This is a genomic window from Streptomyces sp. NPDC088732, assembly GCF_044751205.1.
Classification (GTDB): Bacteria; Actinomycetota; Actinomycetes; order Streptomycetales; family Streptomycetaceae; genus Actinacidiphila.
In genome coordinates this window covers 497666-519771 of record NZ_JBIVLI010000003.1, presented here as the reverse complement: position 1 = coordinate 519771, position 22106 = coordinate 497666, and the positions used below count along the sequence as shown (strand labels likewise).

Sequence of the window (22106 nt, the reverse complement as noted above, 5' to 3'; positions counted from 1 at the left end):
GGAACGCGAGGGGCCGGCCCGCGCGGTGCGGGCCGGCCCCTCGCGTCCGGGCGTGTGCGGTCAGGCTCCCTCGACGAGGCTCTTCGGGCGCAGGTCCGTCCAGTGGGTCTCGACGTACTCCAGGCACTCCTGCCGGGCCGCCGGTCCGTGGGCGACCGTCCAGCCCGCGGGGACGTCGACGAAGTCGGGCCACAGGCTGTGCTGGCCCTCGGCGTTGACCAGGACGGAGTAGACGCCGTCGGCGTTCTCGAAGGGGTTGCTGCTCATCGGGTGGATTCCTTCCGTGTGACCAGGGCCCGGAGAGCCCGGAACCAGGTGTGTGCCAGATCCAGGACGGCCTCCTCCGTGAGGAGTTCGCCGGCGTAGGCCCAGTGGGCGCCCAGCTCGGGGCCGCCGGGGCGGTCCTCGGTCAGGGCGTTGAGGGTGAGGGCGTGGGACATGGGCATCCCGGGGTCGGCGTCGAGATCGGCGGCGTCGCCCTCGGGGGCGTACGACCAGTCGGCGGCCTCGGGGACGTCGAAGCGGCCCATGTAGTTGAACTCGATCTGCGGTTCGGCCAGGCGTGCCAGCTCGGGACCCGTGACCGGGTTGAGGTGCCGCAGCAGGCCGTGCCCGACGCCCGCGGCCGGGAGGGCGGTCAGGTGCTCGCGGACCCGGGCGACGGACTCCTCCGGGTCGAGCCCCGCCGCGCCCGGGTCGAGGCGGACGGGGACGACGCTGGTGAACCAGCCGACGGTGCGGGACAGGTCGGCGTTGCCGGCCAGTTCCTCCTCGCGGCCGTGCCCTTCGAGGTCGACCAGGACCGCGCTGCCGGGCGCCGCGCCCAGGACGCGGGTCCGCCAGTCCGCCACGGCCTGCGCGAACGCGGTCAGCAGGACGTCGTTGACGCTCGCCCCGTACGCGGCGGGCACCCGGCCGAGCAGCGGTTCGGTGACGTCGGCGGGCAGGGTCAGGGACAGGTAGCGGGTGCTCTCGACGGTGTCCCGTGCGGTGTCGAGCGGGCGGGCCAGCGGCAGCCCCGCGCCGTCCGCGAGGACCGAGGCCCACCAGGGCAGTTCGTCCTCGCGGGACGGGTCCTGGGCGCGGGCGGCGAGCAGTTCCGACCAGCGGCGGAAGGAGATGTCCACCGGCGGCAGGTCGGGGGTGCGGCCCGCGGCCACGGCCTCCCAGGCGGCAGCGAGGTCGGGGAGCAGGATGCGCCAGGTCACACCGTCGACCACGAGGTGGTGGAGGAGCAGCAGCAGGCGGCCCGGCTGTCCCGGCCCGGCGTCGAACCACACCGCGCGCACCATGTCGCCGGTGTCCGGGTCGAGTCCGGCCCGGGCGGTGACCGCGTGGGCGGCGATCGCCTCGCGCAGCCCCGTGTCGTCCGCCCCGGCGACGTCGGCGCGGGCGAGCCAGGACGCCACGTCCACGCTGCCGGGCGCGGGCACGCGCAGCGCCCACCGCTCATCGGCCCCGCCCGTGGAGCACGACTCGGTGCGGGTGCGCTCCAGCCGAGCGCGCAGCATGTCGTGCCGGTCGGCGACGGCCCGCAGCACGGCCAGCAGCCCCTTCTCGTCCAGGTCCGCCGGGGTCCGCAGCAGGGCGGCCTGGTGGTAGCCCCAGATGGGGCCGCCGCGCTCGCGCAGGGCGTGCATGATCGGGGTGAGCGGGACCAGGCCCGTGCCGTCGTCGTGCGTGCGGGCCGACTCGTCCCCGGCGAGCGGGATCGCGGCCTCCGCCAGCGAGGCCGCGTCGCGGAGCTGGAACACCTGGCGCGGGGTGATCCGCAGCCCGGCCGCGCGGGCCCGGCTGACGAACTGCATGGCGACGATGCTGTCGCCGCCCAGGGCGAAGAAGTCGTCGTCTGTGCCGACGGCCCCGGCCGGCAGGCCCAGCACCTCGGCGACGATCCCGCACAGGGTGCGTTCGGTGCCGGTCTGCGGCTTGCGGCCGCCCGTGCCGGCGGTGAAGTCCGGGGCGGGCAGCGCCTTGCGGTCCAGCTTGCCGTTGGACAGCAGCGGCAGGGCGTCCAGCACGACCACGGCCGCCGGGACCATGTACTCGGGCAGCGTCGCCGCCACATGGGCCCGCAGGGCGGCGGGATCGGCGCCGCGGCCCTCGGCGGGGACGACGTAGCCGACCAGCTGCCGGACCCGCGGACGGTCCTCGCGGGCGGTGACGACGACCTGGCCGACCGCGTCGTGTCCGGCCAGGGCCCGCTCGACCTCGGCGAGTTCGATCCGGTAGCCGCGGATCTTGACCTGGTCGTCGGAACGGCCGGTGTACTCCAGCTGCCCCTCCTCGGTCCACCGCGCGAGGTCGCCGGTGCGGTACATCCGGGCGCCCGGCGGGCCGTACGGGTCGGCGACGAAGCGCTCGGCCGTCAGGTCGGGGCGGCCGAGGTAGCCGCGGGCGAGGCCGGCGCCGGACAGGTACAGCTCGCCGGTGACGCCGGGCGGCACCAGGCGCAGCGAGCCGTCCAGGACGTACGCCCGCGCGTTGTGGACCGCGCGGCCGACGACCGGGCGGCCGCTGCCGGCGACGCGGGCGACGAGGGCGTCGACGGTGGCCTCGGTGGGACCGTACAGGTTGAACGCCTCGGTCGACTCCAGCGCGGCCAGCCGGGACCAGAGGGCGTCCGGCACGGCCTCGCCGCCGACACCGACCACCGCCAGCGGGCAGTGGCCGCCCTGGATCAGGCCCGCGTCCGCCATCTGCGCCAGCAGGGAGGGGGTCACTTCGATGAAGTCCAGCGCCTCGTCCCGGATCAGGGCGGCGAGGAGCTCGGCGTCGCGGCGCGTCTCGTCGTCCACGATGTGCAGCGCGTGCCCGTCCAGCAGCCACAACTGCGGCTGCCAGGAGGCGTCGAAGGAGAACGACCAGGCGTGGCCCACCCGCAGGTGGCGTCGGCCGGTCAGCTCCTTGGCGCGGTCGTGGAGGTCGTGGCGGTGGCTGTGGAACAGGTTGGCCAGGGCGCGCTGCGTGACGACGACGCCCTTGGGCCGGCCGGTCGAGCCCGAGGTGTGGATGACGTACGCGGGGTGGTCCGGGGCGGGGGCCTGCGGCTCCGCCTCGGGCAGCCCGTCGAGGGCGTCGAGGCTCAGCACCGGGACGGCGGTGTCCGGCAGGGAGCCGGCCAGGGCGTCCGTGGTGAGGATCAGCCGCGGCCGGGCGTCGGCCAGCATGTCGCGCACACGGTCGGCGGGCAGGTCGGCGTCGAGCGGCAGATAGGCGGCGCCCGCCGTCATCACGGCCAGGATCGCCGTGATGTGGTCGGCGGTGCGCGGCAGCGCCAGTGCCACGATGCCCTCGGGACCGGCGCCCGCGCCCGCCAGCACACGGGCCAGCCGGCTGGTCCGGGCGGCGAGTTCGGCGAACGTCCACGTCACCGCCTTGTCGGTGACGGCGACCGCGTCCGGGGAGGCGGCGGCCTGCGCGGCGAACAGGGCGGGGACGGTGGCGTCCGCCGTCGCCGCGAGCAGGGCCGTGTCGTTCCAGGTCTCCAGCAGCGTGCGCCGGTCGGCGTCGCCGAGGATGTCCAGGCGTCCGACGGCGGTGCCGGGGTCGTCCGCCATCGCCTCCAGGACGGCGAGCACGGCCGAGGCCGTCCGTCCGGCCGCGGCCGGGGTGAACAGGTCGGGCCGGAACTCGGCCGTCAGCCGCAGGCGTTCACCGGGCTCGACGGCCCAGGCGAACGGGTAGTGCGTGGAGTCCTCGTGCTCGCGCACCGACAGGCGCAGGCCCGTCTCCTCGCCGTCGTCCGCGACCGGGTAGGACTCGAAGACCATCAGCGTGTCGAAGAGGTCCCCGAGACCGGCGCCGCGCTGGATGTCGGCCAGGCCCAGGTACTGGTGGGGGAGGAGCCGCGCCTGCTCGTCCTGGAGGCGGTCGAGGAGGGCGCCGACCGGTTCCTGCGGGCGCAGCCGGACACGGACGGGCACGGTGTTGATGAACAGGCCGATCATCGACTCGACGCCGTCCAGCTCCGGCGGCCGGCCGGCCACCGTCGCTCCGAACACGACGTCGTCGCGTCCGGTGAGCCGGGACAGCACGATCGCCCAGGCGGCCTGCACCAGGGTGTTGACGGTCAGACCGCGGCGGCGGGCGAGCGCGCCGAGCGCCTCGGTCAGCCGCTCGCCGGCCTCGACGACGTGGGTGCTCGGCACGACCGGGGCCCGGTTGACGTCGGCCGGCACCAGGTGCGTGGGCTCCTCCAGCCCGTCCAGGGCCGCGGCCCAGGCGGCGGCGGAGGCCCCGGTGTCCTGCCGGGCCAGCCAGCCGAGGTAGTCGCGGTAGGGGGCGGTGGCGGGCGGGGCGCTCCCGTCGTAGAGGGCGGTCAGCTCCGCCATCAGGCGGGGCACGGACCAGCCGTCCAGCAGCAGGTGCTGGTGCGACAGCACCAGGCGGTGGCCGCCGTCGTCCGTCCTGGCCAGCAGCAGCCGCAGCAGCGGCGGTTCGGCCGGGTCGAAGCGGCGCCGTTCCTGGAGCAGCAGGCGCTCCCACTCCGCGCCGTCGGCCGCGGTGTTCACCTGGCGCCACGGCAGTGGCACCGAGCGCGGCACGACGGCCACCGGACGGCCCGAGGCGAGGTAGCGGAAGCCCGCGCGCAGGGACTCGTGCCGGTCGAGCAGCGCCTGCCCGGCGGCGCGCAGCCGTTCGGCGTCGACCGGGCCCTCGATGTCGTACGACACCTGGACGGTGTAGACGTCGGGGCCCCGGTCCCCGGAGTCGAAGGAGGCGTGGAAGAGCAGGCCGGCCTGGAGCGGGGAGAGCGGCAGCGCCTCCGTACCTCCGGTCCCGGCGAGTTCGGCACGTTCGGCGTCGGTGAGGTCCGGCAGCAGCGCGGTCGTGTCCGCGGCCTCCTGCCGGACGGTGTCCACGGCGGCCGCGGCCAGGCCGGCCGCCGTCTTGTGCCGGAAGACGTCGCGGGGGGTGATCGTCAGGCCCGCCGCACGGGCCCGGACGACGAGCTGCATCGCGACGATGCTGTCGCCGCCCAGCCGGAAGAAGTCGTCGTCCGCGCCGACGCGTTCGAGGCCGAGGACATCGGCGACGAGCTCGCACATCCGGGCCTCGCGCGGCGTGCGCGGCTGTGTCGCGGTGACCTCGGCGGCGAAGTCCGGCGCGGGCAGCGCCGCGCGGTCGAGCTTGCCGTTGGGTGTGAGCGGCAGGGCGTCCAGGACGACGAAGGCGGCGGGCACCATGTGCTCCGGCAGCGCGGCGGCCGCGTGGGCACGCAGGGCCGCCGGGTCCGCGTCCTGCCCCGGGGCGGGCACGACGTACGCCACCAGCCGCTCGTCGCGCAGCACCACGGCCGCCCGTGCGAGGCCCGGCCCGTGGGTCAGCACGCCCTCGATCTCGCCGGGTTCGACGCGGAAGCCGCGCAGCTTGACCTGGTCGTCGACCCGGCCCAGGTACGCGAGTTCTCCGGCGCCCGTCCAGCGGGCCAGGTCGCCGGTGCGGTACATCCGCTCGCCGGGGCCGCCGTACGGGTCGGCGACGAAGCGTTCGGCGGTCAGCCCGGGACGGCCGAGGTAGCCGCGCGCCAGCTGGACGCCGGCGAGGTACAGCTCGCCGGGCACGCCGGGCGGCACCGGGCGCAGCCCGGCGTCCAGCACGTAGGTACGGGTGTTCCACACCGGCCGCCCGATCGGGACGGCGGCCGCGCCGGCGGGGACCGCGTGGGCGGTGACGTCGACCGACGCCTCGGTGGGGCCGTAGAGGTTGTGCAACTCCGCGGCGCCCAGCACCTCGTGGCAGCGGGCGGCGAGCGACGCGGGCAGCGCCTCGCCGCTGCACATCACGCGGCGCAGCCCCGTGGCGCCCGCCGCGGCCGGCTCGTCGAGGAAGGCCCGCAGCATCGACGGCACGAAGTGCGCCGTCGTGACGCCGTGGGTCCGGATCAACTCGGCCAGATAGGCCGGGTCCTTGTGGCCCTCGGGCCGTGCCACGACGAGGGTCGCACCGGTGATCAGCGGCCAGAAGAACTCCCAGACCGAGACGTCGAAGCTCGACGGCGTCTTCTGCAGCACCCGGTCGTCCGGCGTGAGGCCGTAGGCGTCCTGCATCCACAGCAGGCGGTTGACGATGCCCTCCTGCGGCACGACGACGCCCTTGGGGCGGCCGGTCGAGCCGGAGGTGTAGATGACGTACGCCGGGTGGCGCGGGTCGTACGCCGCGGGCAGCGGGCCCGTGGCGGCGCCGGCCGCGGGCGAGCCGTCCGTGCCGACCAGCAGGCGCGGCGCGCCGGTGTCCGGCAGGGCCACGCCGTCCGCCGTCACCAGGCACACCGGTCGGGCGTCGGCCAGCATGAACGCCAGCCGCTCCGCCGGGTAGCCGGTGTCGAGCGGCAGATAGGCGCCGCCCGCGCGGTGCACCGCGAGCAGGGTGACGACGAGGGCGGCCGAGCGCGGCAGCGCCACGGCCACTGTGGACTCCGGTCCGGCGCCCGCGCCGACGAGGGCGTGGGCGAGGCGTTCGACGCGGGCGTCCAGCTCCGCGTAGGTGACCGCCGAGCCGTTGGCCAGCAGGGCGGTCGCGGCCGGGGTGGCCGCCGCCTGGGCGCGGAACAGCTCGGGGAGGGTGATCCCGGGCGCGCGGTGAGCGGTGGCGTTCCACTCCTCCAGCACCCGGACGCGCTCCACCGCGTCCAGCGTCTCGATGCGGCCCACCGGCCGTCCGGGATCGGCAGCGACCTGCTCCAGCAGGCGTTCCATGCGCCGGGCGAGCAGCTCGGCGGTCGGACGGTCGAAGAGGTCGGCGCTGTACTCGATCCAGCCCTGGATGCCGTTGCCCTCGCCCTGCTCGACGAAGTCGAAGCCGAGGTCGAACTTGGCGGTGTCCTGGCCGACCGGTTCCGGCCGGACGGTGAGGCCCGGCAGCACGGGCGTGCCGCCGCGCTCGGCGAGGTGGACGACCATCACCTGGAAGAGCGGGTGCCTGGCGAGGGAGCGGGCCGGGTTGAGGGCCTCCACCAGCCGTTCGAAGGGCAGGTGCTGGTGCTCGTACGCGGCCAGGTCGGTCGCCCGGACCCGGCGCAGCAGCTCCGCGAAGTCCGGGTCGCCGGACAGATCGGTCCGCAGCACGAGGGAGTTGACGAAGAAGCCGACCAGGTCCTCCAGCCGCTCGTCGGCGCGGCCGGAGACGGGAGAGCCGAGCGGGATGTCGTCGCCCGCGCCGAGGCGGTGCAGCAGGGCGGCGACGGCGGCCTGCGAAACCATGAACATGCTGGCGCCCTCACGGCGGGCCAGCGCCCGCAGGGCACGTTCCACCTCGGGCGGGACGGTGAAGCCGACGGTGCCGCCGGCGTGCGAGGACTCCTGGGGACGCGGCCGGTCGGTGGGCAGCGCGAGTTCCTCGGGCAGGTCGCGCAGGGTCTCCGTCCAATGGGCGAGCAGGCTGTCGCCGGACTGGTCCAGCAGCTCGCGCTGCCAGAGCGTGTAGTCGGCGTAACTCACCGGCAGCGGTGCCCACTCGGGGGCCCGGCCCGCGGCGCGCGCCGCGTAGGCCGCGCCGAGGTCGGTGAGCAGGGCCCGGTCCGACCACTCGTCGGTGGCGATGTGGTGCAGGACGAGGAGCAGCACGTGCTCGTCCGGCCCTGTCGCGGACAGGGCGGCGCGCAGCGGGAGTTCACGCTCCAGGTCGAACGGCCGCGCCGCGATCCCGGGCAGCTCGTCCCGAGCGGCGCCGACGAGCGTCGCACGCGCCCGCTCCGGGGCCAGGACGTGCTGGTACGGCACGCCGTCCACGGCCGGGAAGACCGTGCGCAGGGTGGTGTGCCGGGCGACGAGGTCGTTCAGCGCCTCCTCCAGCGCGGCGCGGTCGAGGGCGCCGGTCAGCCGCCAGGCGGCCGGGAGGTTGTAGGAGGGGTCGGCGGCGTCGACCTGGTGCAGCAGCCACAGGCGGTGCTGGGCCGAGGAGAGCGGCAGCCGTTCGGGCAGAGCGCGGGCGGCGACCAGCGGCGGACCCTGCACGGCGCTCCCGCCGTCCAGCAGGGCGGCGAGCCCGGCGGCGGTCGGCGCGTCGAAGACGGCGCGCAGCGGCAGCTCGGCGCCGAACACGGCACGGATGCGGCTGATCAGACGCATCGCGAGCAGCGAGTGGCCGCCGAGGACGAAGAAGTCGTCGTCGATGCCCACCCGTTCGAGGCCGAGCACGGCGGCGAACTGCTCGCACAGCAGCTCCTCGCGCGGTGTGCGGGGCAGCCGGCCGCCGACGGCCGCCGACAGGTCGGGCGCGGGCAGCGCGGACCGGTCCAGCTTGCCGTTGACGGTGCGCGGCAGGGCCGCGAGCCCGACGAAGGCCGCGGGCACCATGTGCTCGGGCAGCGCGGCGGCGACACGGGCGCGCAGCGCGGCCGGATCGGGTTCGTGGCCGGGGGCGGGAACGGTGTACGCGACGAGGCGCGGCACGCCGGGGGTGTCCTCGCGGACGACGACGGCCGCCGCCGACACGCCCGGGTCCGCGACGAGTACGGACTCGATCTCGCCGGGTTCCACGCGGAAACCGCGGATCTTGACCTGGTCGTCGGTGCGGCCGAGGTATTCCACAGAGCCGTCGGCCCTGCGTCGTGCCAGGTCGCCGGTGCGGTACATGCGCTCGCCGGGCTCCCCGAAGGGGTCGGCGACGAAGCGCTCTGCTGTCAGGTCAGGGCGGCCGAGGTAGCCGCGGGCGAGTCCGGCGCCGGCGAGGCAGAGCTCTCCGGGCACACCGAGCGGTGCCGGGCGCAAGCGCGCGTCGAGCACGTATGCGCGCAGGTTGTCCAGTGGCGCGGACCGCTCCGGGGGACCGCTGTGGCGTCCGTAGGCGTCGACGGAGCACTCGGTGGGCCCGTAGAGGTCGTGCACCTCAGTGCCGGGGAGGGCCGCCAGCCGCTGCCAGAGGGCGGGCGGGGTGGCCTCGCCGCCGACGGTGAGGACGGCGGGCGCACGGCCGCCGGGGGCGAGGAAGCCGTGGTGCATCAGCTCGGCCAGGTAGGTCGGCGTGAGGTCCACGTAGTCGGCGCCTTGTGTGTCCAGTTGGGCGACCAGCGCGGCCGGGTCGGTCATCGTCGTCTCGTCCACGACGTGCAGCTCGTGGCCCGCCAGCAGCCACAGCAGCGGGTCCCAGGAGGCGTCGAAGCTGAACGAGGCGGTGTGCGCGGCCTTCAGGACCTCCCGGCCGGTGGCCAGGACCGCCGGCTCGATCATGTCGCGCAGGTGCGCGCCGAAGAGGTTGGACAGGCCCTGGTGGGTGCCGACGACGCCCTTGGGGGTGCCGGTGGATCCGGAGGTGTAGATCGTGTACGCGGCACTGAGCGGCGGGTACCCGGCGGGTCGTGCGGACTCGCCCTCGGGCAGCGGGCCGTCGAGGAGCAGCCGTGCGACGCCCGGCGCGGCCGGGAGGCGTTCGGCGAGGCCGGCGGTGGTCAGCAGGCACACCGGTGCCGCGTCGCGGAGCATGAACGCCAGACGCTCGGCCGGGAGTGCCGGGTCGAGCGGCAGGTAGGCGGCGCCGGAGGCGAGCACGCCGAGGATCGCCGGGACCATGGCGTGCCGCGGGAGGGCCAGGCCCACCACGGCTCCCTCCGTCGCGCCGTGGCGGCGCAGGAGGGCGGCGAGGGCGTCGACGCGGTCGCCCAGTTCGCGGAAGGTCAGCGCGCCCTCGGAGGTCACCAGCGCGGTGCGGCCGGGGTGCGCCCGGACGGTGCCGGCGAGGATCTCGGGGACCGCGCGGTTCTCGGCCGGGTGCCGCGCCGTGTCGTTCCAGGCGCCCGCGGCGGCCTCGTGCTCGGCGGCGGTCAGCAGGTCGAACTCGGCCAGCGGCCGGTCGGGCCGCTCCGCGGCCTGCCGCAGCAGCAGCACCAGGCGTGCGACGAGCAGTGCGGCGGTCGCCTCGTCGGCGAGGTCGGTCGCGTACTCCAGCAGCAGGGCGAGCGGGCGGGCTTCGCCGTGGTCGACGAAGGTGAAGTCGAGGTCGAACTTGGCGGTGCCGGTGTCCATGTCGAACCACTCGGTCGGCAGGCCGAACACGTCGGGGTCGCCGTCCGGGCGGTGGTGGTAGCCGAGCATCACCTGGAACAGCGGGTTGCGGCCCGCCGCGCGCGGCGGGTTCACCGCCTCCACGACCCGGTCGAAGGGCACGTCCTGGTGCTCGAAGGCCTCCAGCGCGGACTCCCGTACCCGGCCGAGCAGCTGACGGAACGTCAAATCGGCGCCCGAGAGGTCGGTGCGCAGCACCAGGGTGTTGACGAAGAAGCCGACGAGGTCGTCCAGGCCGCTGTCGGTGCGTCCCGCGATGGGCGCGCCGAGCGGGATGTCGTCGCCCGCGCCGAGCCGGTGCAGCAGCGCGGCGGTGGCGGCCTGGAACAGCATGAACATGCTGGTCCCGGTCGCGGCGGACAGCTCCCGCAACTCCCGGGCGAGATCCGCGGGGAGCTCGCCGCGCACGATCGCACCGGCGCCGCCGGGGTCGGCCGGGCGCGGTCGGTCCAGGGGCAGTGCCAGCTCCTCGGGCAGGTCGCGCAGCCGCTCGCTCCAGTAGCCGAGCTGCGGACCGCCGACGGCGGCGAGCAGCTCTTCCTGCCACAGCGTGTAGTCCGCGTACTGCACGGGCAGCGGTTGCCAGGACGGAGCCGAGCCCGCCGCGCGGGCGGTGTAGGCGGCCGTGAGATCGGCCATGAACGGGCGGTCGGACCACTCGTCCGTGGTGATGTGGTGCAGGACGACGGCCACCACGTGGTCGTCCGGCGCGACCGCGAACACCTCGCAGCGCAACGGCAGTTGTCCGGCCAGGTCGAAGGGGCGGCGCTGGGCCGCCTCGATCAGCCCGGGCAGCTCGGCCTCGGCGGCGCCGGTCACGGCGAACCCGGGCAGTGCGTCGTCCGCGGGCACGATCCGCTGGTACGGCTCGCCGTCGTGCTCGCCGACGAGCGTGCGCAGCGCCTCGTGCCGCGCCGCCACGTCGTGCAGGGCGTGCCGCAGCGCCTCACGGTCGAGGGCGCCGCGCAGCCGGAAGACCAGCGGGAAGTTGTACGCCGCGCCGCCCCCGGTGAGGCGTTCCACCAGCCACAGCCGGCGCTGCGCGGCGGACAGCGGAACCCGTTCCGGCCGTCCGGCCGCCGCGGCGAGCGCGGGGCGGGCCGGCCGCCCGGCGTCCGCGCGCAGCGCGAGCTGCGCGGGTGTCGGGGCCTCGAACAGGTCGCGGATGGCCAGTTCCGCGCCGAGTTCGGTGCGGGCCCGGCTCACCAGGCGGGTGGCCAGCAGGGAGTGCCCGCCCAGGTCGAAGAAGCCGTCCTCCGCGCCCACCGCCGGCAGGCCCAGCACCTCGGCGAACAGCCGGCACAGCACCTCCTCCTGCGGGGTGCGCGGCCCGCGCCCGCCGCCGAGCGCCACGGCCGGCTCGGCGTCCGGCAGCGCCCGCACGTCGAGCTTGCCGTTGGCGTTCATCGGCAGCCGGTCGAGGGTCACGAAGGCCGCCGGGACCATGTACTCGGGCAGTTCCCGCTTCAGGTCCTCGCGCAGCACCCGCACCAGGGCGCTCGCGTCGCGGCCCGCCGCCGGGTCGTTGGCGTACGGGGCGCTGCCGCCGCCGGGCCGGTACAGCCCGGCGGTCGTCCCGGCGGTGTCCGCGGGCACGAACACCGCCTCGTAGCAGCCCGCTTCGGCAGCCCAGGTGGTGAGCACGCGGTAGCCGAGCCCGGTGCCCAGGTCGTGCAGCGTCTCGGGATCGACGCCGTCCGGTGCGATGCGCCCGTCCGGGACCGCGGTGACGCGCAGCCGCTCGGGACGCCGCTCGCGCAGCCGCGCGGCGAGGTCCGGCGACCACGCGGTGGCGGGTTCGCCGCCCAGCCGCACCGCGGGCTCGCCCCGGTACAGGACGGCGTCGTAGCGGTGCCGGGACAGCTCGTTGTGGTGCACGCCGCGCTTGGTGCGCAGGTCGAGGCCGTAGCCGAGGCCCGCGAAGAAGTCGGGGTCGACCAGGAGTTCCTTCTCCAGCCGCAGCGCGCGGTCCACGGCCCGCTCGAACTCGGCCTCCGCCGTGCCGCGGGCCCGCTGGATCTCGGCGTGGAAAGTGCGGGCGAGCCGCAGGTTGCGGACGTCGCCGACGAAGAGCGCGCCGCCGGGGGCGAGCAGTTCCACGGCGCCGCGGACGACCGACTCCAGGTAGGCCGCGCTCGGGAAGTACTGCACCACCGAGTTGATCACGATCGTGTCGAAGTACCCGGAGGGCAGCCCCTCCAGGTCGTCGGCGGGCCGGCAGCGCAGCTCCACCTTGGCGGCCAGCTCCGGGTCCCGCTTCAGCTCCTCGCCGATCTTGCGGATGACGGGGGCGGCGAAGTCGGTGGCCCAGTATGCCTCCGCCTCCGGCGCCAGCCGGGACAGCAGCAGGCCGGAGCCGACCCCGATCTCCAGGACGCGGCGGGGCCGCAGTTCGCGGATGCGGGCCAGGGTGGCCTCGCGCCACTCGTGCATGTCCTCGAAGGGGATGGGCAGTCCGTCGTACGAGCTGTCCCAGCCCGCGTACTCCTCGGTGAAGACCGCGGTGGAGATCTCCTCGTACTCGTCGGAGTAGATCTCCTGCCACTCGCCGACCTGGGCGCGCTCGGCGGACTCCCGCTCGGCGGGTTCGGCGGCGGCGGGGACGACATAGCCGACCAGCCGGTCGTCGCGGACGACGACGGCGGCCTGCGAGACGCGGGGATGCCGGCTGAGGGCGGTCTCGATCTCGCCCGGCTCGACGCGGTAGCCGCGGATCTTGACCTGGTCGTCGGTGCGCCCGAGGAAGTCCAGGTTGCCATCGGCATTGCGCCGCACGAGGTCGCCGGTGCGGTACATGCGCTCGCCCGGCTCCCCGAAGGGATCGGCCACGAACCGCTCGGCGGTCAGGCCGGGCCGGTCCAGGTAGCCGCGGGCCAGGCCGACGCCCGCGATGTACAGCTCGCCGGGGACGCCGTCCGGCACCGGCCGCAGCCACGCGTCGAGGATGTGCGCGCGGGTGCCGCGGATGGGGCGGCCCACGGTCGGCGTGGCGCTGTCCTGGGTGCCGCCGCCGAGGGTGTTGATGGTGTACTCGGTCGGGCCGTACAGGTTGTAGCCGTAGGTGCCCTCGGTGTCGCGCAGCCGCGTCCAGACCGTCTCGGGGACGGCCTCGCCGCCGAGCAGCACGAGCGGCGGGACGTGGCCCTCCAGCAGCCCCTCCTCGATGAGCAGGCGCGCGTAGGTGGGGGTGACGTTGACGACGTCGATGCGGTGCCGCTCGCAGTAGGCGGTCAGCGCCGTTGCGTCACGGCGCAACTCCTCGTCGCAAATGTGCACTTCGTGGCCCTCGACCAGCCACAGCAGCTCCTCCCACGACATGTCGAAGGCGAAGGAGACGGTGTGCGCGACGCGCAGCCGCCGTCCGCCCGCCGCCGCGATCGCCGGGGCGAAGATCTGCTTCTGGTGGTTGAGCCGCATGTTCGTCAGACCCCGGTAGGGAGTGACGACGCCCTTGGGGCGGCCGGTGGAGCCGGAGGTGTAGATGACGTACGCGGGGTGCTCCAGGCTGAAGTCCGCGACGACCGGGGCGTCGGACCGCGCGGCGAGCTCGGCGGCCACGGCGGGGTCGTCGAGGAGCACGCGCGGGGTGCCCGCGTCGAGGGTCGCGGAGACGGCGGCGTTCGTCAGGAGCAGCAGCGGCCGGGCGTCCTCCAGCATCAAGGAGAGCCGGTCGGCCGGGTGGTCCAGCTCCAGCGGCAGGTAGGCGGCGCCGGTGCGCAGCACCGCGAACAGGGCCACGACCATCTCCGCGGAACGCGGCAGTCCCAGCGCGACGACCTTCTCCGGTCCCGCGCCGCGGGCGAGCAGCAGCCGGGCCGTGCGGTTCACGGCGGCGTCCAGCTCCGCGTAGTCCAGGGTGCGGTCGCCGAAGACCAGCGCGGTGGCGTCCGGGGTGCGGGCCGCCTGCGCGGCGAGCAGGTCGGCGATCGTCTCGGTGGGCTCCGGCACCCGGCTCCGGGCCCACTCCCGCTCCAGCGCGGCGTGTTCGGCGGGCAGCAGCGGGTCGAGGCGGCCGACGGGCGCCGTCAGGTCCTCGGCCATGCGCTCCAGCAGCAGCGCGAAGCGGTCCAGCAGCGCGCGTGCGGCGTCGTGCGGGACGACGTCGGGGCGGTGCGCGAGGGTGACGAGGACGCGCCGGCCCGGCGTCACGATCAGGTTGACCGGGTAGTGCGTGGCGTCGACGTTGGCGACGGCGGTGGCGCCGTGCTCGGTGCGCAGCCGTTCCAGCCGCTCCTCGGTGTCGTTGTTGCGCAGCACGAAGAGGGTGTCGAACAGCCGCCGGTGGCCCGTCTCGGCCTGGAGCACACCGAGGCCCAGGTACTCGTACGGCATCAGTTCCAGGCGTTCGCCCTGGATGCGCCGCAGCAGGCCGAGGACGGTCTCCGCCGGGTCGAGGGCGACGCGGGCGGGCACGGTGTTGAGGAACATGCCGATGACGTTCTCCACGTCCGGTACCTCGGTCGGGCGTCCGGCCACGGTGGTGCCGAAGACGACGTCCGTGCGGCCCGTTGCGGAGGCCAGGGTCAGGCCCCAGGCCGCGTTGAGCACCGTGTTGAGAGTGAGACCGTGGGCCCGGGCCCGCTCGCGCAGCGCGTCGCCGAGCTCCGCGGGGAGCGGCGCGTCCAGCTGCTCGGGGACGACGGGCTCCAGGCCCGCGTCGGCCACGGCCGGGACGAGCAGGGTCGGTTCCTCCAGGCCCGCCAGCGCGGTGCGCCAGGCGGCCGTCGCGGCGGCGTCGTCCTGGGTGTCCAGCCAGGCCAGGTAGTCCCCGTAGGAGCCGGGGTGCGGCAGCCCGGTGTCGTCGCCGGCCGTCGCGTACAGGGCGAAGAGCTGGTCGAGGAAGAGCCAGGCGGACCAGCCGTCCCACAGGATCAGGTGGCGGCCGATGACGAGGCGGTCGCCGCGCTCCGCTCCGCGCCGCACGAGCAGCATGCGGAACAGGGGCGGCGCCGACAGGTCGAAGCGGCGGGTGCGCTCGTCGTCCATCAAGGCGCTCAGCCGCGCGTCCTGCTCGGCGGCGGGCAGCGCCGACAGGTCCACCGTCTCCAGCGGTACCTCGGGCTCGTCGACGATGAACTGCACGGGCTGGCGCAGCCCGTCACTGGTGAACCCGGCGCGCAGCCCGGGGTTGCGCGCGAGCAGGGTGCGGGCGGCGGCGCGCAGCCGGTCCTCGTCCAGGCGCTCGGCGAAGTCGAAGGACTCGTGGACGGTGTAGACGTCCAGCGCGTTGTCGTCGTACGCGGAGTGGAAGAACAGGCCCTCCTGCAAGGGGGCGAGCGGCCAGATCCCGGCCGGTTCCCCGCCGGCGAGCCCGTGCAGGCGCGCGGTCTCCTCGGGGGTCAGCCCGGGGCGCGGGGGCCCGGTGCGCTCCGCGGCCGCGGCGCCGGTACGGGCGGCCAGGGCGAGGGCGGCGGGGGTGCGGTGCTCGAAGACGTCGCGCGGGGTCAGTTCGAGGCCGGCGGCGCGGGCGCGGCTGGCCACGCCGATGGAGCTGATGCTGTCGCCGCCGAGGAGGAAGAAGTCGTCGTCGGGGCCGGCGTCGGGCAGGCCAAGGACGGCCGCGAAGACCTCCGTCAGCGTCCGTTCGCGGTCGGTGCGCGGCGCGCGTGCCGCGGCACGCTCCGCCTCCGGTGCGGGCAGCGCGGTTCGGTCCAGCTTGCCGCTGGGGGTCAGCGGCAGCTCGTCGAGCACGACGAAGGCGTCCGGGACGAGCGGCGCGGGCAGCACGTCCGCCACGGCGGCGCGCAGGGCGGCGGTGTCCGGGCGGGTTCCGCGCGGCGGCACGACGTACGCGACGAGGCGCTGCTCGCGCACCGTCACCGCGGCTTGGGCGACCTCCGGGAGACGTACGAGGGCGGCCTCGGTCTCGCCGGGCTCGATGCGGTTGCCGCGCAGCTTGACCTGCCGGTCGGTGCGGCCCAGGTACTCGACCGTCCCGTCCGGACGGCGGCGCACGAGGTCGCCGGTGCGGTACATCCGCTCGCCGGGCGCGCCGAACGGGTCGGCGACGAACCGCTCCGCGGTGAGCGCGGCGCGGCCGTGGTAGCCGCGGGCGAGCTGCACACCGGTCAGGTAGAGCTCGCCGGGCACGCCGTGCGGCACGGGGCGCAGGCCGGCGTCCAGCACGCGAAGTCCCGTGTTCCACACGGGCCGTCCGATGGGCACGGTGGTGTCCGGGGCGCCGTCGAAGGGGTGGTGGGTGACGTCGACGGCGGCCTCGGTGGGCCCGTAGAGGTTGTGCAGCGGCACTCCGGTCAGGGCCAGCCAGCGTGCGGCGGCAACGCCCGGCAGGGCCTCTCCGCTGCTGAGGACGCGGCGCAGGCCCGCCGCCCACGAGGCGTCGGCGGTCACCTCCGGCGTGCTGAGGAACGCCTCCAGCATGGAGGGCACGAAGTGCAGGGTGGTGATCCGCTGTTCGCGGACGAGCCCGGCGAGGTACACGGGATCGCGGTGCCCGTCCGGCCGGGCGAGGACGACGGCGGCGCCCTCGCACAGCGGCCAGAAGAACTCCCACACACTGACGTCGAAGCTGGAGGGGGTCTTCTGCAGGACGCGGTCGTCGGCCGTCAGGGCGTACGCGCCCTGCATCCACGCGAGGCGGTTGACGATGGCGCGGTGGGTGACCACGACGCCCTTGGGACGGCCGGTGGAGCCGGAGGTGTAGATCAGGTACGCCGGGTCGTCCGGCCCGGCCTCCTTCCGGACCGCGACGGTCTCCGTGTCCTCCTCGACGGCGTCGACGGCGTCGACGAGGAGCCGTGTCAGGCCCGCCACCTCGGGCAGCCGCGCGGCGTCGGCCGCCGTGGTGACGACGGTGGCGGCGCCGGAGTCGGCGAGCATGTAGGCGACGCGCTCCGCCGGGTAGTCCAGGTCGACGGGCAGATAGGCCGCGCCGGACTTCAGGACGCCGAGCAGCGCGACCATCAGCTCCGCGGAGCGCGGCACGGCGACGGCGACGAAGCGCTCCGGCCCGGCGCCGCGGGCGCGCAGCCGTACGGCCAGCGCCTCGGCACGCGCGTCGAGTTCGGCGTATGTCAAGGTGGTGCCGCCGTGCACGACGGCGGTGGCGCCGGGGGTGCGGGCGGTCCGCGCCGCGATCGCGGCGGGCAGCGTGGTGGCGGGCACCTTGTGGGCGGCGCCGTCGAGCCGGGCCGCGTCCCGCTCGTGCGGGGTGAGCAGTTCGACGGAGCCCACGAGCTGTCCGGGGTCGTCGGCGACGGCCTCCAGCAGCAGGACGAGCCGGGCGGCGAGCGCGCGGACGGCGTCCGCGTCGATGCGCCGCGCGTGGTGCTTGAGGCGCAGGTCCATCCGGCGGCCGGGCTTCACGATGAGCGCGAGCGGATAGTGGACGGTGTCGTGGAAGGCGTGTCCGGTCACGCGCACCGTGCCCGAGGGGTCGGCGAGGCCGGTCCCGGCCGGGTAGTTCTCGAAGACGACGAGCGTGTCGAAGAGTTCGCCGCCGCCCGCGTGCCCCGCGGCCCGCTGGATCTCGGCGAGCCCCAGGTGCTGGTGGTCCAGCAGCGCGCTCTGCTCGTCCTGGAGACGGCGCAGCAGTGCCCCCAGGCCGGTGGACGGGTCCCAGGTCAGCCGGGTCGGCAGGGTGTTGATGAACAGGCCGACCATGGAGGCGATGCCGTCGACGGCGACGTCGCGCCCGGAGACGGTGGTGCCGAAGACGACGTCCTGCTGCCCGGTGAGCCGGCCCAGCAGCAGACCCCAGGCGCCCTGTACGACCGTGCCCAGGGTCACCCCGAGTTCCCGCGCCCGTGCGGCGAGCCGGGCCGTGACCCGCTCGGACAGCTCCGCGCGGATCTGCGCGGGCTCGACGGGCCCGCCGTCCGCGGGGACGTCCACCAGGCGCGTCGGGCCGTCGAGCCCCGCCAGGGCGGACCGCCACGCGGCGCGGGCGGCGTCCCGGTCGGTGCCGGCGATGCGGCGCAGGTAGCCCCGGTAGGCGGGGACCTCGGGCAGCGGCTCCGGGTCGGCCGCGTACAGGGCCATCAGCTCGCGGTGCAGCACCGGCAGCGACCAGCCGTCCGCGACGATGTGATGGAACGTCAGCAGCAGTCGGCTGCGGCCCTCCCCGAGCCGGACCAGCGCGCAGCGCAGCAGCGGCGGGCGGGCGAGGTCGAAGGGGCGGCCGCGCTCGTCGGCGGCGACGGCGTCCGCGAGACCCCGGCGGACACCGTCCTCCTGCGCGGACAGGTCCACCTCGCGCCACGGCAGTCCGGGGTCCCGGACGACGACCTGGACCGGCCGCCCGTCGGAGAGCTGGCGGAAGCAGGCGCGCAGCGGGGCGTGCCGCTGAAGGAGCCGTTCCATGGCGCGGCGCAGGGCGGCGCCGTCGACGGGGCCGGACAGCTCGACGGCCTGCTGGACGACGTAGGCGTCGTGGTCGGCGCCGTCGACGAGCGCGTGGAAGAAGAAGCCTTCCTGGAGCGGGCCGAGCGGCAGCACCTCCTCGACGGCGGCCGGCAGGCCGCCCCGCAGGGCGGTGAGTTCGGCGTCCGTCGGTTCCACCAGCGGGGTGTCCTGCTCGGCGCTGTCCCCTGCGTCCTCCACCGCGTTCCGGGCGACGAGCGCGAGCTCCGCGACCGTGCGGTGCCGGAAGACGTCGCGCGGGGTCAGCCGCAGGCCCGCCTTGCGGGCCAGCACGAGCAGCTGGATGGCCACGATGCTGTCGCCGCCCAGGGCGAAGAAGTCGTCGTCGACGGTGACCGAGCGCACCCCGAGGGCGCGTGCGTACAGCCCGCACAGCAGCTCCTCGCGGGCGTCGCGCGGGGCGCGGCCGGAGCTGAGCGCGGCGTAGTCGGGGACGGGCAGGGCGGCGCCGTCCAGCTTGCCGCTGGGCGTCACCGGCAGCCGGTCCAGCGGAACGAGGGCCGCGGGGACCATGTACTCGGGCAGGAACTCGGCGGCGTGCGCGCGCAGCGCCCGCATCAGCGCGGAGACGTCGCGGAACGGGGCCGGGCGGTTGGCGGGCGGACGGCCGCCACCGGGCCGGTACAGCGGCTCCGCGCACCCGTCGCCGGAGGTGAAGACGGCGTCGACGCTGCCGTCGTCCGCGTCGCCGGTCCAGGTGAGGGCGGCGGACAGGCCGTGCCGTGCGGCGAGTTCGTGCAGTGCCTCCGGATCGACACCCTCGGCGCCGCGGCGGCTGCTGTCGTCGAGCAGGGCGAGGGCGTCGAGGTCCTCGGCGAGGCGGGCGTTGGGCACGGCGGTCACGCGCAGCCGCTCCGGGCGCGCGGCGAGCTGCGCGTCCAGCGCGTCGAGGCCGCCCAGGGCGGACCACGCGATCTCGTCACCCGTGCCGGGAACGGCGGCCGCCGCAGTGCGCAGCACGACGTCGTAGCGGTAGCGGGTCAGCTCGTTGTGGTGCGTGCCCCGCTTGATCCGCACATCGGCGGTGAAGCCGCTCAGGCCCGCGAACCAGTCCGGGTCGACGAGGAGTTCGCCCTCCCACGCCACCGACCGGTCCACGGCGGCGCGCAGCGCCTCCTTGTCGGTGGCGGGGCCGGCGCCGCGGTCGCTCTCCACGGCCGCGCGCAGGGTGCGCAGCAGCCGCAGGTTGCGGACGTCGCCGACGAAGAGCGTCCCGCCGGGCGCGAGCAGCGCCGCCGCCTTGCGGAGCACGTCCTCCAGGTAGTCCGCGCCCGGGAAGTACTGGGCGACGGAGTTGATCACGACGGTGTCGAAGAAGCCCTCGGGCAGCCCGGCGGTGTCGTGCGCGGGGCGGGCCGACAGCTCGACGCGGCCCGCGAGTTCGGGCACCCCCTGGATCTGCGCGCGCAGCGCGGCGACCGCCTCCTCGGAGACGTCGGTGCCCCAGTAGGTCTCGCAGCCCGGCGCCAGCCGGGACAGCAGCAGGCCGCTGCCGACACCGATCTCCAGGACGCGGCGCGGTGCGAGCGCGGCGATGCGCTCGACGGTGGCCGCCCGCCACTCGCGCATGTCGGCGAGGGGGATGGGCAGCCCGTCGTACATGCTGTTCCAGCCCGCGAAGTTCTCCTGGAAGCCCTCGGAGCCCGCCGCGGCGTAGAGCAGTTCGTGCAGGTCCTTCCACTCGGCGACCTCGGCGTCGCCGTCCAGCGACGGCACGACGTAGGCGGCCAGGCGCCGGTCGCCGGGCCGGTCCTCGCGCACGACGACGGCGGCCTGCGCGACGGCGGGGTGGGAGCGCAGCACGGACTCGATCTCGCCCGGCTCGATGCGGAAGCCGCGGATCTTGACCTGGCTGTCGACGCGGCCGAGGAACTCCAGCCGCCCGTCGGCCTTCCAGCGCACCAGGTCGCCGGTGCGGTACAGCCGTTCCCCCGGTTCGCCGAAGGGGTCGGCGACGAAGCGCTCGGCCGTCAGGCCGGGCCGCCCGAGGTAGCCGCGGGCGAGTCCGGCGCCGCCGAGGTAGAGCTCTCCCGCGACACCCGCCGCGACCGGCCGCAGCCGGGCGTCCAGCACGTACGCCCGGGTACCGGGGTCGGGCACGCCGATGGGCACGATCGTCCCGGCCGGGGTGTCGGAGTCGCACAGCCCGAGCGTGGAGTTGGTGGTCGCCTCGGTCGGTCCGTAGGCGTTGAACATCATGCGGCCGCGCGCGTAGCGGCCGACGAGCTCGGGGGAGACGCGCTCGGTGCCGGCGAGCAGCGTCGCCTCGGCGGGCAGGTGCACGTCCTCGGGCATTGCGGCGAGCAGTGCGGGCGGCAGGATCATGAACGTGATGCCGTGGGCGTTCGCGTAGTCGGCGAGCGGCGGCCCCGGGACGCGTCGTTCGGAGGGCACGACGACCAGCCGTCCGCCGGAGAGCAGGCCGAGGCACAGGTCCCAGAAGGCGACGTCGAAGCTGGGGGAGGCGAACTGGAGCACCCGGCTGTGCGGTCCGATGCCGAACCGCTCGCTCTGGGTGGCGACGAGTTTGGCGACGCCCGCGTGGGAGAGCACGACGCCCTTGGGACGGCCCGTGGAGCCGGAGGTGTAGATGACGTACGCGGCGTTCGCGACGGACAGCCGCCCGCCGAGGTCGGGGCCGTGGGCGGGCAGCGCGGCGAGTTCGGCGACGGTGCCCGGGGCGTCGAGGACCAGCGCGGGAACCCCGCCCGGCAGTTCCCGGGCCACGTCGGCGGTGGTGACCAGGCAGACCGGCGCGGCGTCGGCCAGCATGTAGGCGACGCGGTCGGCGGGGTAGTCGGTGTCGACCGGCAGATAGGCGGCGCCCGACTTGAGCACCGCCACCTCGGCGACGATCAGCTCCGCCGAGCGCGGCACGGCCAGCGCCACCACGGCCTCGGGCCCGGCGCCCCGCGCGATCAGGGCGTGGGCCAGGCGGTTGGCCCGTGCGTCGAGTTCGGCGTAGGTGAGCCGGACGTCCTCGAAGACCAGGGCGGTCTCGCCGGGCCGGGTGCGGACCTGCTCGGCGAACATCGCGGGCCAGGTCGCGAGCGGCACCTCGTGGTCGGTGTCGTTCCACGCGTGGAGGACGCGGTGGCGTTCCGCCTCGTCCAGCAGCCGCAGTTCGCCGACGGCCCGGTCCGGGTGCACGCCGGCGTCCGCGAGCAGCGTCGCGTAGTGGCCGAGCACGCGGTCGACGGTGGCCGCCTCGAACAGGTCGGGCCGGTACGCCGCGTGGACCTCGCCCGCGGTCACCCGCAGTTCCAGGTCGAGCGGGCCTCCGGCCCAGTCGCCCGCGGCGAAACCGGTGGTGCAGAGCAGTCCGCCGCCGCGGGTCGGCCCGGCACCCAGCTCGCCGGCGAGCGCGCGGACGGGCACACGGTGGGCGCGGGCCTGCGCCGCGGCGTCGGCGACGTGCGCGGTGAGGTCGGCGAAGGCGGTGTCCGCGGCGACGGTGATCCGCAGCGGCAGTCCGTCGTGGGCGAGGACGATGTCGCCGGCGCCGCTCCCGTAGTGGTGCAGGAGGGCGGCGAACGCGGCGAGGCGGGCCGCCTCGCCCGGCACGGCGCCGGGCAGCGCGCGGGAGCGGACCAGGGCGGGGCCGCAGGGCCGCTGCGGATACGGGAAATCGACGGGGAGAACGGTCTCCTGTGCGAGCGGAACGAGCCGTCCGCGCCAGAATTCCCTTGCCGTCGCCGTCAGTTCTTCGATACCCGACAC

The 22106-nt window shown here is 75.5% G+C and carries 2 protein-coding genes; both read right to left on the bottom strand.

Annotated elements, in window-relative coordinates; translation table 11 throughout:
• Window positions 1-60 precede the first annotated feature (60 nt).
• Complete coding sequence (locus tag ACIP9H_RS07720) at window positions 61-267, bottom strand: MbtH family protein (RefSeq protein WP_401582296.1); 207 nt, start codon at window positions 265-267, stop codon at window positions 61-63.
• Complete coding sequence (locus tag ACIP9H_RS07715) at window positions 264-22106, bottom strand: non-ribosomal peptide synthase/polyketide synthase (protein ID WP_401958106.1); 21843 nt, start codon at window positions 22104-22106, stop codon at window positions 264-266. The genes ACIP9H_RS07720 and ACIP9H_RS07715 overlap by 4 nt, the downstream gene beginning before the upstream one ends.

Excerpts from the sequence above, each read along its gene's own strand:
- ACIP9H_RS07720 (WP_401582296.1), bottom strand. The coding sequence starts at position 267 with ATGAGCAGCAACCCCTTCGAGAACGCCGACGGCGTCTACTCCGTCCTG.